This window comes from Mailhella massiliensis (assembly GCF_020741395.1).
Classification (GTDB): domain Bacteria; phylum Desulfobacterota; class Desulfovibrionia; order Desulfovibrionales; family Desulfovibrionaceae; genus Mailhella; species Mailhella massiliensis_A.
In genome coordinates, this window is the sequence record NZ_DYZA01000089.1 from 1 (window position 1) to 15,206 (window position 15,206).

Consider the following 15,206-nt stretch of genomic DNA (forward strand, 5'->3'; position numbering starts at 1 on the left):
CTGGTGCGCGTGCTGGAAGGAACGGTGCTCGACGTGGCCGTGGACCTTCGCCGCGCCTCCCCCACCTACGGGCAGCATGTGGCCGTGGAGCTTTCGGCGGAAAACAAGCGTCAGCTCATGATCCCGCGCGGATTTGCCCACGGCTTTTCCGTGCTCAGCGAGACCGCGGTCTTCGCCTACAAGTGCGACAACTTCTACTGCAAAGAGTCTGAGGGAGGCATCCGCTTCGACGACCCGACCCTCGCCATAGACTGGCGCATCGACACGGCAAAGGCCCTCACGTCGGAAAAGGACAGACAACACCCGTATTTTGCGGAGTTTGAAACATGCTTTTAGTCACGGGCGCCAACGGCCAGCTCGGGCGGGAACTCCGGCTCATCCTCAAGGACGGGGCCGTGTATGTGGGGCATGAGGATCTCGATATCGCAAACGAAGCGGCGGTGAAGGCGTTCTTTGCCGCCCGGGACTTTGATTTCGTGATCAACTGCGCGGCATACACCGCGGTGGACAGAGCCGAGGACGACGCGGAAACGGCAGAGAAGACGAACGCCCTCGGCCCCCGCCATCTTGCCCTCTACGGCCGCCGCATCATCCAGATTTCCACGGATTATGTGTTCAGCGGCGAATCCTGCCGCCCCTACAGGGAAGAGGACTGCCCGGCGCCTCTTTCCGTGTACGGCAGAACCAAGCTCGCCGGAGAGGAGGCCGTGCTCCGCGAGGCGGAAACGGCGGCGGTCGTCCGCACTTCGTGGCTCTATTCCCCCTTCGGCGCGAATTTCGTGAAGACCATGCGCCGCCTGGGCGCGGAGAAGGAGAGCGTAGGCGTGGTGTTCGATCAGGCCGGGACTCCCACCTATGCGGCCGACCTTGCCTCTGCGATCACGGCCATGCTGCCCAAGATCAGGCCCGGCATGAAGGACGTGTACCACTTCAGCAACGAGGGGGTAACGAGCTGGTATGATTTTGCCTGCGCCGTCATGGAGGAATCGAACCTTGCCTGCCGGGTGCGCCCCATAGAAAGCACGGAATACCCCACCCGCGCCGTGCGCCCGGCTTACAGCGTGCTCAACAAAACGAAGATCAAGCAAGAGTTCGGCATTTCCATTCCCCACTGGCGGGACGGGCTGAGGCGCTGCATGAAGAGTATGGAGAGGGGAGGGTAGGAGGCGCGCCTCCTTTCGTGCAAAAACTTTTTACGGAACAGGCAAATTCAGGTTCAGGAATATGATATCCATCCTTGTTACCGGCGGCGCCGGGTTCATCGGCTCCAACTTCGTGCCGTACTTCTGCAAGAAGTACCCTGATTATCAAATCATCAATCTCGACAAACTCACCTACGCGGGCAATCTCGACAACCTGAAGGAATGCGAGTCCATGCCGGGCTACAGCTTCGTGCGGGGCGATATCTGCGACGCGGCGCTGGTGGAGCGGCTCTTTGCGGAGTACGATATCAAGGGCGTCATACATTTTGCGGCGGAAAGCCATGTGGACAATTCCATCAAGGGCCCGCGCGCCTTCATGGAAACGAACTTCATGGGCACCTTCACGCTCATTGAAGCCGCGCGCCGCCGCTGGATGGACGGCCCCGGCAAGGTAAAGCCGGGCTATGAGAATGCGCGCTTCCATCATATTTCCACCGACGAGGTGTACGGCGCGCTGGGGGAAAGCGGGTATTTTGCCGAAACTACGCCCTATGCGCCCAATTCTCCCTATTCGGCGAGCAAGGCCGGTTCGGATTTCATCGTGCGCGCCTACCGTCACACCTACGGCATGAACGTGACGACCTCCAACTGCTCCAACAACTACGGCCCCAAGCAACACCATGAAAAGTTCATTCCGGTGATTATTTCCCGGTGCCTTGCGGAGCAGCCCATCCCCGTGTACGGCAACGGGTCGAACATCCGCGACTGGCTCTATGTGCTCGATCACTGCAAGGCCGTGGACCTCATCTTCCACAAGGGCAGAAGCGGGGAGAGCTACAACATAGGCGGGCACAACGAACGCGACAACCTCCAGATCCTGCGCCGTGTGTGCTCCGTCCTGGATGAGCTGCGGCCCCGCAGAAACGGCGCGAAGTACGAAGAGCTCATGACCTTTGTGGCCGACCGGCCGGGGCACGACAGGCGCTACGCCATAGACCCCGCCAAAATCGTCGCCGAACTCGGCTGGAAACCCGAGGAGAACTTCGATTCCGGCATCGTGAAAACCGTGGAATGGTATCTGAGGAACCGGCAGGCCTGAGAAGGCCCGTTTTCCGTACGCACACAGGAGGAGACATGCGCTCCCTGCAGGTACAGACCGTCTTGTATCATAACGAAAAGACCGACCTGATACGCTCCCTGGAATCGCTGGACCATGCGGCGGGGAAGGGCGGGCGCGCCGATATCGGCAGCATCGCGGTCCGCTACGGCGACGCCTCCGAAGCGCCGCTCTTCACCCCCGGCGAAATCGCCGCCCTGAACGGGCGTCTCAGGCATCTTTCCCTGGAATACCGCTTCTTCGGCTTCAACAGCGGCACTTCCCGGGGGCATAATATTCTGGGAAACGATTGCGGCGCCGACTTTATGATGGTCATGAATCCCGACGTGATCCTGACGCCCCTGTTCTTCGAGGAAATCATGGCCCCCTTTGCCGATCCGGGGGTGGGCATCGTCGAAGCGCGCCAGGTTCCCGTCGAACATCACAAGGAATACGACCCCGCAACCGGGGAGACCGGCTGGGCGACCATGGCCTGCGCGGTATTTCCCGCCTCCCTTTTCCGCGCGCTCCACGGCTTCGACGCCGACCTGTTCTTCCTCTACTGCGACGACGTCGATTTTTCCTGGCGGGCGCGGCTGGAAGGCTTCACCATCATCTATCGGCCCGGGGCCATGGTTTTTCATGCCAAGCGCCTTTCCGCAGACTGCGCCTGGCGTCCCACGCCTGCGGAGCAGTACTACAGCAAGGAAGCGGCGCTTTTCATGGCCTACAAATGGTCGAACGACAAACGCGTGGAGAAGCTTCTGAAAGCCTGGCGGCACGGCTCCGACGATGAGCGGCGTGTCTGCCGGAAGTTCCTGGAACTCAGGGAGAGCGGCGGGCTTCCGCCTCAGCTCGATCCTCAGGGCAAGGTGGCCACGTTTCTTGGGGGCTACTACTCCCCGAACAGATATACCCTGTAAGAGGACAAGGGCGGAGCAATGAGCGGACGGCATATCGACAGCACGGCGTGGAAAGCCGTGTTCGGCAGAGACACTAATATCGGCAAGGTGCTGCAGCTCCTGGAAGACATGGAGAAGGACGCGCGGGAAGGGCTCTTTGCGGAAAAATACCTGCCCATGGTGCAGGAAGCGCAGAAGGGCGGGGAAAAGGTTTTTCTTTCCGTGCTCACACGGACGCAGGGGCGGCGCATACAGGAGCTTCGGGAGGTGTTTCTCTGCCTTTCGGCGCAGACGGACGGGGATTTTGAGCTGCTTCTCGTCGGCCACAGGCTCAGCGACGCCCAGGCCGAGGAGATAAGGGGCGTGATCGCCGAGCAGCCGGAGGAGCTGAAAAGGCGCGTCCGTTTCCTCAGGCTGGACTACGGAGGCAGGGCCGCGCCGCTGAACTTCGGCTTTGCCCACTCCCGGGGCGAGTATGTCGCCGTGCTGGACGACGACGATATCGTGTTCGACCACTGGGTGGAGGAATTCCACCGCGCCGCCGGAGAGCATCCGGGCACGGTGCTGCACGCCTATGCGGCCCGCCAGCGCTGGATGAAGCTGGACAGGGGCGAGCCGGCAGGAAATCTCCGGGCCTGCGGAAGGCCGGAGAATGTGTATTGCAGGCCCTTCTCCTGGCCGGGGCAGATGGACAGCAACCAATGCCCCCTTCTGGGCCTCGCCTTCCCTGCCGACCTGTTCCGGAAACTCGGGCTCATGTTCGACGAATCCCTCACCACTACGGAAGACTGGGATTATCTTCAGCGCGCGGCCATGCTTGCCGGCGTCAGCGAGATCCCGAAGGTGACGAGCATCTACCGCTGGTGGCAGAACGCGGAGTCTTCCCGGACCGTGCATTCCCGGGAGGAATGGGAACAAAACTACAGGCGTATCCGGAAAAAGATGAGCTCCGGCCTGCTCCTGTTCCCCGAGGCGGGCACGGAGCAGCTTTTTGAGCTTTTCCATCCTTCCGGAATCGTGGAGAAATATATCGAGAAGCAGGGAGGATGGGATGCATTTGCGCAGAATGTGCACTTCAAGGACGTGCGCCGCTTCATGGCTCTGTACCTCAAGAGTAAACTAAGGAAAATTCTGGGAGTCACGCCTTCGGAAAAGGTGAGCTTCCGGGATGTGAAGCGTATTGTTCTTTTGTATGCGCGCAGGAAGCTCCGAAAGAGAATATAGCAGGAGCCGGCGCTTCTGCCCCCCCCTCAGGCAGCCCGGGAAGGACTCTCGACGCCGGGAACGGGAAACGATATATTGCCGAGCGGAAGGGAAAAGCGCATGGGCCTTGTTGTTGTCCCTGCCTTTCGGGGGAACCGGCGTTTTTTGCCCGTCGGCAAAGCAGCGCCTCCGCTCCCGGCGGCCCGGGCGCGTTGTTTCCCGCCCGGCGAGGCAAAGGCCGTGAGGGATTTTGCCTGTACGGTATTTCCGCCCGTTTCAAAAACATTCATTGAGGTTGAACATGCCCCGCGTTTCCGTTCTCATGCCCGTATACAACACCCGGCCCGAGCATCTTCGCGAAGCTATGGAGCGCATACTTTCGCAGACGTTTACGGATTTCGAGTTCCTCATCCTCAACGACGCCTCTGCCGACCCCGCCGTGGAAGAGGTGGTGAAATCTTTTTCCGACCCGCGCATCGTCTACGCCGTGAACGGGAAGAACCTCGGCATTTCCGGTTCGCGCAACCGCCTGCTCGACATGGCGCAGGGCGAATATCTCGCCGTCATGGACCACGACGACATATCGCTCCCTGAACGCTTCGCCAGACAGGTCGCCTTTCTGGATGCGCACCCCGAGGTGGGGCTGCTCGGTTCCCTGGTGCAGAACTTGATGGACGGGCAGGTGAAGCCCCGGCCTGCGGATGATGTGGAAGTCAAGAAAATGCTCATGATCCACTGCAACCTGAGCCATCCTTCCTGCATGATACGCCGCTCAGTGCTCGACGAGCACGGGATACGCTATGAGGCGCTCTTCAGCCCGGCGGAGGACTACGCCCTGTTCGCCCGCCTCATGCCGGTGACGCAGTTCGCCATACTTCAGGAGCCGCTGCTCCGCTACCGGGCATGGGAGGGGAATACCTCCCACAAAAAGGCCAAAGCCATGGAGGCGGCAGCCATGGGCATCCATGCCTTCATGCGCCGCGACAATCCCGAGCTCTGGGCCATGGCAAGGACGTATCTTGAAAAGCGCCGCCGCTGTTTTTTCCTGGGCATCCCCGTGCTGACCCGCGTGGACGCCTGGCGCGAGACGCGCTGGCTGCTTTTCGGCTGCATCCCCGTGTGGAAGGTGCGCGAGCGTCTGCCCCGCATAGAGGGGCTCTAGGCTCCGGCTTTTTTCGGACCCGTTTTTCCCGGCTGAGGCCCGTGCGCCGGAACTGCCCTGTTCCCGAAGCCGGCGGCATGCCTCCGGCTTCGGGCGCAAAGGCCCGTTGCGGGAAAGGGGCATATTCCGGCACCCTTTGCCCGGCTGCGGCCATGTCCTTATGAGAAAGGCATGCTGCCGCCTTGCCGGAAGCGTTCCGGCAGGTTAGGCTGTCCCTGAAACAAGGAGAAGCCCCATGGCCATAGTGTTTTCCTACCGCTGGAACAGAAATCCTTCGCGTCTTTTGCGTTCCTTCGGCCTTTCCGTGCGATGCGCGCAGGAGGAGGCGCGCTTTTTTTCCGCTCTGGACGACGCGCCGGACAACGAACTTGGCGATTTCTGCCTCATCATGGGCGGCTTTACCGACGGTTTCCTCGGCAGGGCCTACGCGCTTCTGGGCGATGTGAAGGCGCGGCTCGGGCCGGGCTTCGATATTTATTACCGCGAGCACGACGAGCACGCGGGGGCGCGGCGTCTTCTGCGCCGCTACGGCGCGCTTCGCCGCCGCGCGGTGCTCATAGGCCACAGCTGGGGCGCGAGCTCCCTGGCGCGGGATATCGTGCCTTCCTGCCCAAAGGTGCGGGTGGACGCTCTCATCACCCTGGACCCGGTGGGCCTGCGCGGCCCGGCGCCGCTTCCCTCGGTGCGGCGCTGGCTCAATGTGTACCTTCCCTACGGGCGCGCGGCGTGGAGCCGGGAAAACAACGTGGCGCGTCTCGGCAGGCCCTGGGAATATGTGCGCGAGGCGAGCCTGAACCGCGTGCCCTCAAGGCTCCGCCATGCCGACGCCCTCGGCATGTTCCGGGAATACGGGGCGTCCTTCCTCACCCTTGCGCTCATGGAGCGGGATGTTCCCTGACCGGCGGGCGGAAGGCCCACCTCAGGGCGAAAAGCAGGAGCAGAAGCGCGGCGGCAAGATAGGCCGCGTCCATGCCCCAGCGGGCGATGACGGCAAAGCCGCCGAGCGGGCCGAGCGCCGCGCCGAGGTCTATGGCGAGCGTGTAGGCGGTGATGACGAAGACCGGCTGCGAGCGGGAGGCCACGTCCGTGGCGAGCGCGTCGGAGAGGGTGGTCATGGCAGTACAGCAAAGCTCAATGCCCACGATGAGGAGAAGCCACGGCAGGAGCGGGAGCTTCAGCGTGGTGAGGAAAAAGAGCAGGGCGGCGGCGAAGCAGCCCGCGGCGAACATGCGCGTGCGTCCGAGGGGCCCGTCGGAAATGCGGCCCGCCAGCGGGGAGAGGGCCGGATCCCAGCCCCAGCGCAGGGACTGCATGAAGCCTGCCAGCGTGGCGCAGCCGAGCAGAAAGCCGCAGAGCGTGACGCCCGCGCCGAAGTGATGTTCCAGAAGCGCGCTCAGGGTGGACATGAAGAAGCCCTCGATGATGAGCGTGACGAAGAGGCAGGTGAGAAGCACCCAGAAAAGTTCCCGCGTGAGCAGGTGCAGGCCGCCTTTTTCCCCGGCCTTTTCCGCGCCCGGGGCGCTCCTTCTTTTTTCCGGCGGGATGCGGCGCAGGAGGAAAAGCGCCATGGGCAGGGCGAGGGCCGCCACGGCCGCGCCCGCGAGCAGGGTGGGGCGAAGGCCCGCCATATCGGCCATGAGGCCGCCGCCCAGCATGCCCACCAGGTTCCCCAGGCGGTAGGTGCCCGTGTACAGGCCGATGAGATAGCCCCTGTCGTGCTCGCCCGCCACGTCCATCACCGTGAAAAGCCCGCCGAGCTTGAGCAGCGACCAGGCAAGCCCCCACAGCACGCGCAGCGCCGCCCAGGCCGCAAAGGTGGAGGCGTGGACGTAGCCCAGGGGTATGAGCAGGGAAAGGAGCGCTGCGAACACGGCGCAGGTCTTCACGCTGAGCCTTGAGTAGGCGAATCCTATCACCGGGTTGAGCGGAAGGCGCGCGAGGCGGTTCAGGGAGAGAAGGACGCCCACCTCCCACAGGGAGGAGAGCCCGGCCTCCATCCAGCGCACGGGCAGGATGACGTAGAGCATGGCGTCCGAGGCCACGCATGCGGCGGTGAGCAGCGCGAATATGACGACCTGGCGGCGGGGATGCGCGGACATGGCGGCCTCAGGCAAGGTAAAGCCCCGCTCCCGATTCCCGGATGAGGTCCTGCCATGGGGCGGGCAGGGGGGCGTTGGAAAAGACGGCTTCCAGCTGGCTCAGATGCCCCACCCTGGCCATGGCCGGGCGGCCGAACTTGGAATTGTCGCAGGCGAGGAAAACCCGCCGGGAATGGGCGAGTATGGTGCGGGCCACGGAAACTTCCTTGTAGTCGTAATCGAGCAGATTCCCTTCCCCGTCGATGCCGGAAATGCCGATGATGCCGAAATCCATGCGGAATTCCCGTATGAACTGCTCCGTTTCCGCCCCGGTGACGCCGAGGTCGTGGGAGCGCACCGTGCCGCAGGCGATGATGACTTCAAAGTCGGGGTTGGCCGCGCAGATGCGCGCCACATTGAGATTGTTGGTGAGCACGCGCAGGTTCTTGTGCGCTGAAAGGGCGCAGGCCACGGCTTCGGTGGTGGTGCCTATGTTGAGGCACAGCGAGGCGCCGTCGGGAATGTGGGCCGCCACGAGTTCCGCAATGCGCCTTTTCTCCTCCGTGAACAGGAGCTTTCTCTGATGGTAGATGATGTTCTCCGTGCCGAGGGGCATGCCCACCCCGCCGTGGAAGCGCTGTACGCTGCCTTCTTCCGCAAGCTGGTTGATATCGCGCCGCATGGTCTGCGGGGTGACGGAAAAATGCTGGGCCAGTTCCTCAATGGTGGCATAGCCGCGCTTGTTGAGGTACTCCAGAAGGCTTTTCTTTCGGCTGTCTGCTTTGTTCATGGCGATCCCCGGGGGAAGTGCCCGGAGTATAGGGCGAGGACGTCCTTTCGGCAAGCGGAAAGTCCTTTTTTTCGGGAAAAGGATAATGTGAAAAAAAACTCTATTGACATATTGGCGTAATAAAACTACACTCACGTCCTTATCATCGTAACATTGGCGTAACAAAGCGCAGTTCTTTCCTTATTTCCGCTGCCCGGTCCCGCCGGAGAGCGTTTTTTCCCTGCGAGGCAAAAGAGCATGTCGCCGGAACTTTATTTCGACAGGCAGGATCGGGAAATCCTGACCATGGTGAACAGGATCCTGGAGTGTCCGGACAAGGCCCAGAGCCGCGTGTTCGACGCGAACCTCCATCCGCACGGCATCAAGGGCCTGGTCATTTCCCGCGTGTCCCGTGTGGCCTACGCCGTCATCAACCTGCTCACCAACCTGGAAGTGGGCCAGGCCGACGACAGGCTCATGGCGCTTCAGGCCCTGTACGACGAGGTCATGAGCAGCGCCCATTCCATGCTCCGGCGCAATACCGCGCGCGTGCTTCTGCAGATCATGAAGGATCTTGTGCGCGCGCAGGATTCCCCGCTCACGCAGCTCAAGCTGGCCCACGACTTCCGCAAGGCCGCCCAGGGCACGCCCCGCGTGGTGCGCAAGATGCTTGCGCGCTATCACCTGCCGGAAATGCCGGAGGAGTGGAACCAGCTTTCCTTCGACGACCATGTCTACGACGCCCATTCCCGCGGCCGCAAGACGCCCACGCATCTCATCATGGATGCGTGGATCAAGGGCCTGCGTTACCTCACCGTGGTGTATTCCCACTACATCGACTATGCGGCGGCCAAGGAAATCCTGGACGCGGCGGCCATCATGGGCATCCATGTGCGCGTGGGGCTGGAATTCCGCTGCCCCTTCCGGGGGCGTTACGTCAGCATGGTGTGGGTCCCGCGCGGCTTCAGCGCTGCGGCGGACTTTCTGGAATTTCTGGAGACGGAAAAGATGCAGGGCCTCATCAGGGAGGGGCACGACGCCGTGGCCTGGCGCAGGGAAAGGACGCTGGAGGCCCTGGAGCGCTGGAACGCGCAGAGGCGTCCCGGCCTGGAAAAGGCCTGGAAGGTGGAAATCCCCGCCCTCAAGCCTGAAAGGTTCATGGCCTGCGTGGGCCTCGGCCAGCCCTCCTTCGAGCATCTTGCCGAATGTATCCACAACCATGTGCTGCCCTTCATGCGCCTGAGGGCGGAGAATCTTCGCGCGCGCATATCCTCCGGCGAGGATACGGAGGGCGCGGCGGCAAAGGAGCTTCTGGAGCTCGACAGCCTCACGGGCACGGCCGTGGCTTCCGCATGGCTCGAAGGGAGCGACCTGCCCGAGATAGGCAGGGAGAAGGAAGGCGTGCCCGCCATGCTCACGCGCTCCCCTTCCGAGATGGTGGAGCTTCTCACCTCCATGCACACCGGCTACCGCCTCATCCTGAACCTTGCCGGGCTCAATGTGCGCGACGTGCTGGAGCTTCTCTACGACTGCGACTGCTGCATTACGCACCTTGAGCTTTTCAACCTTAAAGACTGGCACGAGGGCCTTCTCAACGACCTGCCTGCCGTCAACGAGCTCCAGCGCGTGCTCAACGAGGGCCGCGGCCCCCGCATCAAGCAGATCGTGCACGAAATCCTCGACAGTCTCGAAGCGGCCGGGGAGAAGGAGAGGGCGGCGAAGTTCCGCAGTATCCAGAGCAATATCCCCATCCTGTGGGAATACTACCGCAAGAACCCCCTGAAGAGCCGCATAGGCTCGAACTCCGTCAGGAACAGCGGCAACCGCTCCTTCGGCATGGGCTTCGTGTATACCGAGACCCTGCCCAAGCGCGCCAAGAAAACCCTGCGCGAGAATTCCGCCTACATGGGCGAGATCCCGGTATATACCCGCATCGAAGAGCGCATAAGCTACGAGGACGACAAGGAAAACGTGTCCGGCTTCACCCGAGCCGTGCGCCGCGTGCCGGGCTTTCGGCATTTCCGGCAGGCCAGGAACAGGGCATGGCTTCCCGACGACAACAGCCAGGTCATGCGGCCGGGCAACGTGGTGAGCCTTGGCGGCATCAACAGGCCCCGTGCCAACGGCCTCATGGAAGAGAAGGCGCCGCCGAAGGAGGACAAGCCCGGTTCCTCCTATCTCAGCACCACCGTAACCAACTGGATCAAGGTCATGGCGGGCTTCATCCCTTCCGTGGCCTCCTTCCTCTACACGCAGGACTGGTGGTTCCTCGCCTGGTTCGGCACCTTCATCTGGTTCGGCATCACCGGCATACGCAACATCATACAGATGGTGGTGGCCGGCAACGGCACCACGCGCAACACGCTCCTGCGCTGGAAGGACCATGTGAGCATCAGCCGCATCTGCGATTCGCTCATGTACACCGGCATTTCCGTGGCCCTTCTGGAAGTCGTCGTGCGCGTCTGGCTCCTGGAGGACATGTGCGGGCTCAGCGTGCGCGAGTACCCGGGCATAGTCTTCACCGTGCTCAACTTCGTGAACGCCATATACATTTGCGCCCACAACATCTACCGCGGCTTCCCGCGCGAGGCGGCCATAGGCAACCTTTTCCGAAGCGCCCTCGCCATTCCCGTCTCCTCCTGGTACAATCAGGCCTTCGTGGCCATACTGCTTCTGTGCGGCGTGGCCGACCCGCTCTTCTACACCGTGCCGAGCGCGGCAATCATCTCCAAGCTTGCTTCGGACACTGTGGCCGCCGTCATAGAAGGCTACGCCGACAGCCAGAACAACCGCCGCATGCGCCGCTGGGACTACGAGGGCAAGGTGGCCCGCGTCTTTTCCTGCTACACGCGCCTTGAGCTGCTCTTCCCCGAAGAAGACATACTCATCAAGCTGGCCCGCTCCGAAGGCCGCATGGAAGGCGAGGCGAGGAAGCTGGAGCTTGCGCTCATCATCAACGCCCTCGACCTCATGTATTTCTGGTTCTACCAGCCCCGCGCCCAGGATGCCTTCCGCCGCATGGTACGCGGCATGAGCCAGGCCGACCGCACCGTGTTCGCCCGCTCCCAGCTCGTGCTGCTCCGGGAGCGAGACATAAGCCAGCTTTTCGTGGACGGGCTGGTGGGCCGCAACTTCTCCCAGCCTCTCGCCTTCTACCTCGACAGGAGACGCGATTACCTCAACGCCATGATGAAGCTCTGCCGCCCCGGCAGGAAGAATGTCCAGCCTCTGCCGGTGATACGCTTTGAAGGTTCCGCCGCCGCCCCGCACGGGCAGGCCGGCGATAATGCGGAATAAAAAAAGCATATGGGCATGATCTTTCTGCAAGTTTCGCCTTCCGCAATGCGCCTCACGCGTAAAGGAGGGGTCTTTTCCTGCAAGCTCTTCCCCTTATGCTTTACTGGAAACAGGGCGGGCATGCCCGATAACAGCCGGAAAAGAAGCGGGACTCTCTTGCATAAGAGTTGAAATTGGCGTATGAAGAAAATATCTTCGCAGACAAAAGAACTTTTGCCTGCGCAAGGTCGTCTCCCTGCGGATTTTGGGGAGGCGTCAACAGGAATATGCCGCAGCGGCATACGGAACAAGTTCTGAGGAGGACTTATGAAACGCTTTGTTGCTCTTTCCCTGATCATGGGGCTGATGCTCGGCGCTACCGCCATGGTGGGCACGGCCCAGGCCGCCAAAACCATTAAAATCGCCGGCATGAAGGCTGAGGGCGAGCCCGAAACCATCGGTATGCACAAGTTCGGCGAATATCTGGAAAAGCTCTCCAACGGCAAGTATAAGGTCAAGGTCTATCCCAACAGTTCCCTCGGCAAGGAAGACAAGTACATCGCCGATACCCGCCGCGGCACCATCGAAATGTGCGCCACCGGTACCCAGGTCGCCGCTTTCCATCCCGCCATGGCCATGATGGAAACTCCCATGCTCTACGACAGCTATGAACATGCCTACAAGGCCATCAACGGCGGCATTTTCGAGCTGCTCAACGAAGGCTTCACCGAAAAGTCCGGCCTCCGCACCCTCAACATGTTCCCCCTCGGCTTCCGCCACTTCTACACCAAGAACCCGGTGAAGAGCATCGACGATATCAAGGGCCTCAAGCTCCGCGTGCCCAACATCACCCTCTACACCACCTTCGCCAAGGAATGCGGCATCAACGGCCAGGCCATGCCCTTTGCTGAAGTCATGAGCTCCGTGGACCAGGGCGTTATCGACGGCGGCGACAGCCCCCTCTCCGATATCACCTCCACCAAGGTCTACGAAAAGTGCCCGCAGATCACTCTGACCGGCCACATCCTCGTGATCCACAGCCTCTTCATCAACGAAAAGCTCTATCAGTCCCTGCCTGATCAGGACAAGGCATGGTTCAACGAAGCCGCCCGCCTCGCCGCTGAAGACGTGTGGAAGCTCGTGCAGGATATGGACAAGGCCGCCGTCAAGGAAATCGAAGATCACGGCGGCACCGTGTCCGAACCCACCCAGGCTATGAAGGATCACATGGCCGCCGCCGCAAAGCGCACCTGGACCATGTTCACCGATTCTTCCAATGACAAGACCTACGTTCCCAACGCGCAGGCCGTCTTCGACAAGGCTGCCAGCTTCAAGTAGTCCCGGATGATGAAGGAGAGCCCCCCTCCGGCGGGCTCTCCTTTTTTCCTGAATCTCTGGCTGTTTCTTCCGAGGTTTTATATGAGTGAAACTCCCTCCGCCGCCAGGAATAAGGCCAACCAGGCCGGCGCCGTCGCCTTCCAGATCTTCTGCGCCTGTATCTTTCTGGGCATGATAGGCCTGGTGTTCCTGAACGCCGTCCTGCGCTACTGCTTCAACTCCGGCTATCCGCCGAGCGAAGAATGGGCGCGCTTTCTGTTCATCTACATCACCTTCTTCGGCGCCATCGAGGCCTTCTACCGCAAGAAGCACATCGCCGTGGAAATGGTGGTGGACATGCTCCAGGGCAACTGCCGCAAGATCGTGAGCATCATCGCCATTCTGCTTTCCATCTCCGCGCTGCTCGTGCTCCTTCAGGGCGGGGTTTCCTATGTGCTGATGACCCTCGATACCTACGCTATTGCCACTTACGTCAACATGGCGATCATCAATGCGACGCTGCCCATCATGGCCGCCGCCGCCATAGTGCTTCAGCTGCGCGACCTTGTCGCCATCCTCCGCACCCCGGCTTCCGAATTCAAGAAGACCGAGGGCATCGACCTGTCTGAGCTTCAGCACTAAAAAGGAGAGAGTATGGAACTGTTTCTTTTTCTCGGGTCTCTCTTCCTCTTCCTGTGCTTCGGTATTCCGATTGCCATGGTGCTCGTGCTCTGCGCCATGGTGCTCATGTTCCACGCCGACATGTGGGACCCGATGACTATCGCTTCCTGCATGCTCGACGGCGCGAACAACTACCCCCTCATGGCTATCCCCTTCTTCGTGTTCGCCGGTGAGATCATGGCCGCAGGCGGCCTGTCCAAGCGCGTCGTGCAGTTCGCCCAGCTGCTTATCGGCGGCGTGCGCGGCGGCCTCGGCTACGCCGCTATCGTGGCTTCCGTCATCTTCGCCGGCCTCATGGGCAGCTCCGTGGGTGAAGCTGCGGCCCTCGGCGGCCTGCTCCTGCCCATGATGAAGCAGGTCGGCTACAAGCCCGGCCGTGCGGGCGCCATCATCTCCTCCGGCGCTATCCTCGGGCCCATCATCCCCCCGAGCACCAACTTCATCATCCTCGGCTCCTGCGTGAGCGGCCTGTCCATCACCAAGCTGTTCATGATCGGCCTCTTCCCCGGCCTCTTCATCGGCCTCGCCCTCATGATCATGTGGTTCTTCATCGTCCGTATCGACGGCTACCATGAAACCATCAAGTTCACCCGTGAGGAAAAGAAGAAGATCCTCATCGACGCCACCCCCGCCTTCATGATGCCCGTGCTCCTGCTCGGCGGTATCCGCTTCGGCGTGTTCACGCCTACCGAAGGCGGCGCCTTCGCCGCAGTGTACGCCATACTCGTGTGCCTGCTCTGGTACCGTGAAATCGGCCTCAAGGATCTTCTCCGGGTCAGCGCTTCTTCCGCCCGTACCACCGCCGCCGTGATGATGATCGTGGCCACCGCCACCGCCATAGGCTACTTCATCACCCTGGCCGATATCCCGCAGCAGATCATTTCCCTGTTCTCGCCGTTCAAGGATTCTCCCATCATCCTGCTCCTGCTCATCAACGCCTTCCTGTTCCTCATCGGCATGGTCATGGACCTCACTCCCAACGTCCTGATCTTTGCCCCTGTGTTCTATCCGTTGATTCTGGATGCCGGTATCGATCCTTATCACTTCGGCCTTATCTTCATCCTCAACCTCGGCATCGGCGTCATCACGCCCCCCGTCGGCACGGTTCTCTACGTCGTGTGCGGTATCGGCAACCTCAAGCTCCCCGCCCTCGTCAAGAACCTCCTGCCCTTCCTGTTTGTGGAAATCGTGATGCTGCTCCTGCTCACCGTCTTCCCCAAGCTCTCCATCATCCCCATGAACTGGCTCATCTGACGGCCTGACTCAGGGTAAACAAAAGGCTCCTTCCCACAGGAAGGAGCTTTTTTTTACCTTCTCCCAGGTTTGCGGGAAAGGCGGGAAAGGCGGGAAAGGCGGGAAAGGCGGGCGGGGCTCTGCCCCGTACCCCGCCGGGGGGAATGATTCCCCCCGGGCCCCCTCATCGGGCAGGCTCACGCTGGGGGAGGGCGCAAAAGGCAAAGCCCTGACTCGCTTCCGATGCTGAATCCCCCTCGCAGGGAGAACGTCGCGGAAGCGTGGCTTTTGCCCCGGGGGGCGGGAGCTCGCCGTACCGCGTTGCCTGCTCCCCGTCAGTGCAGGTG

Annotated in this window: 13 protein-coding genes; 11 read left to right on the forward strand and 2 right to left on the reverse strand. The window is 61.6% G+C overall.

All coding sequences use genetic code 11. The features are described 5' to 3' along the window. The 7 genes from K8W16_RS04745 to K8W16_RS04775 all read left to right on the forward strand — a co-directional run. Positions 1 to 336: dTDP-4-dehydrorhamnose 3,5-epimerase family protein (locus K8W16_RS04745; RefSeq protein ID WP_304121575.1), on the forward strand; the 336-nt coding region annotated here is incomplete at its 5' end. Further along, positions 327 to 1,163: a dTDP-4-dehydrorhamnose reductase gene (gene rfbD, locus K8W16_RS04750; protein ID WP_304121577.1), complete on the forward strand. Its 837-nt coding sequence runs from the start codon at positions 327 to 329 to the stop codon at positions 1,161 to 1,163. The genes K8W16_RS04745 and rfbD, both read left to right, overlap by 10 nt. A 61-nt stretch (positions 1,164 to 1,224) precedes the next feature. After that, positions 1,225 to 2,241, forward strand: coding sequence for a dTDP-glucose 4,6-dehydratase (gene rfbB / locus K8W16_RS04755; protein ID WP_304121579.1), 1,017 nt, complete (start codon positions 1,225 to 1,227; stop codon positions 2,239 to 2,241). A 35-nt stretch (positions 2,242 to 2,276) separates the two neighbouring features. Further along, a complete protein-coding gene (locus K8W16_RS04760; RefSeq protein WP_304121581.1) occupies positions 2,277 to 3,161 on the forward strand; it encodes a glycosyltransferase family 2 protein in 885 nt (294 codons plus the stop codon). A gap of 18 nt (positions 3,162 to 3,179) precedes the next feature. Then, positions 3,180 to 4,364: a glycosyltransferase family 2 protein gene (locus tag K8W16_RS04765; protein WP_304121583.1), complete on the forward strand. Its 1,185-nt coding sequence runs from the start codon at positions 3,180 to 3,182 to the stop codon at positions 4,362 to 4,364. 280 nt (positions 4,365 to 4,644) lie between these two features. Next, on the forward strand, positions 4,645 to 5,505 hold the full coding sequence (locus K8W16_RS04770; RefSeq protein ID WP_304121584.1) for a glycosyltransferase: 861 nt from the start codon (positions 4,645 to 4,647) through the stop codon (positions 5,503 to 5,505). A gap of 235 nt (positions 5,506 to 5,740) precedes the next feature. After that, entirely contained in the window at positions 5,741 to 6,403 is a 663-nt protein-coding gene (locus tag K8W16_RS04775; RefSeq protein ID WP_304121585.1) for an alpha/beta fold hydrolase, read from the forward strand. Here K8W16_RS04775 and K8W16_RS04780 read toward each other — a convergent pair. Beyond that, a complete protein-coding gene (locus tag K8W16_RS04780) occupies positions 6,381 to 7,604 on the reverse strand; it encodes an MFS transporter (protein ID WP_304121587.1) in 1,224 nt (407 codons plus the stop codon). The two genes, K8W16_RS04775 and K8W16_RS04780, sit on opposite strands and share 23 nt — an antisense overlap. Before the next feature lie 7 nt (positions 7,605 to 7,611). Further along, positions 7,612 to 8,373, reverse strand: a complete 762-nt coding sequence (locus K8W16_RS04785) for a DeoR/GlpR family DNA-binding transcription regulator (RefSeq protein WP_304121589.1) — start codon at positions 8,371 to 8,373, stop codon at positions 7,612 to 7,614. A 237-nt stretch (positions 8,374 to 8,610) separates the two neighbouring features. Here K8W16_RS04785 and K8W16_RS04790 point away from each other — a divergent pair, with 237 nt between their 5' ends. From K8W16_RS04790 to K8W16_RS04805, 4 genes are all read left to right on the forward strand, one after another. Then, positions 8,611 to 11,649, forward strand: a complete 3,039-nt coding sequence (locus K8W16_RS04790; protein ID WP_304121591.1) for a hypothetical protein — start codon at positions 8,611 to 8,613, stop codon at positions 11,647 to 11,649. A gap of 306 nt (positions 11,650 to 11,955) precedes the next feature. After that, positions 11,956 to 12,966 carry a TRAP transporter substrate-binding protein gene (locus K8W16_RS04795; protein WP_304121593.1) on the forward strand — a complete coding sequence of 337 codons (1,011 nt, stop codon included), beginning with the start codon at positions 11,956 to 11,958 and terminating at the stop codon, positions 12,964 to 12,966. A gap of 81 nt (positions 12,967 to 13,047) precedes the next feature. Beyond that, positions 13,048 to 13,587 carry a TRAP transporter small permease gene (locus tag K8W16_RS04800; protein ID WP_304121594.1) on the forward strand — a complete coding sequence of 180 codons (540 nt, stop codon included), beginning with the start codon at positions 13,048 to 13,050 and terminating at the stop codon, positions 13,585 to 13,587. Positions 13,588 to 13,599: 12 nt separating this feature from the next. Next, positions 13,600 to 14,880: a TRAP transporter large permease gene (locus tag K8W16_RS04805; protein WP_304121596.1), complete on the forward strand. Its 1,281-nt coding sequence runs from the start codon at positions 13,600 to 13,602 to the stop codon at positions 14,878 to 14,880. The last annotated feature ends 326 nt before the right edge of the window (positions 14,881 to 15,206 follow it).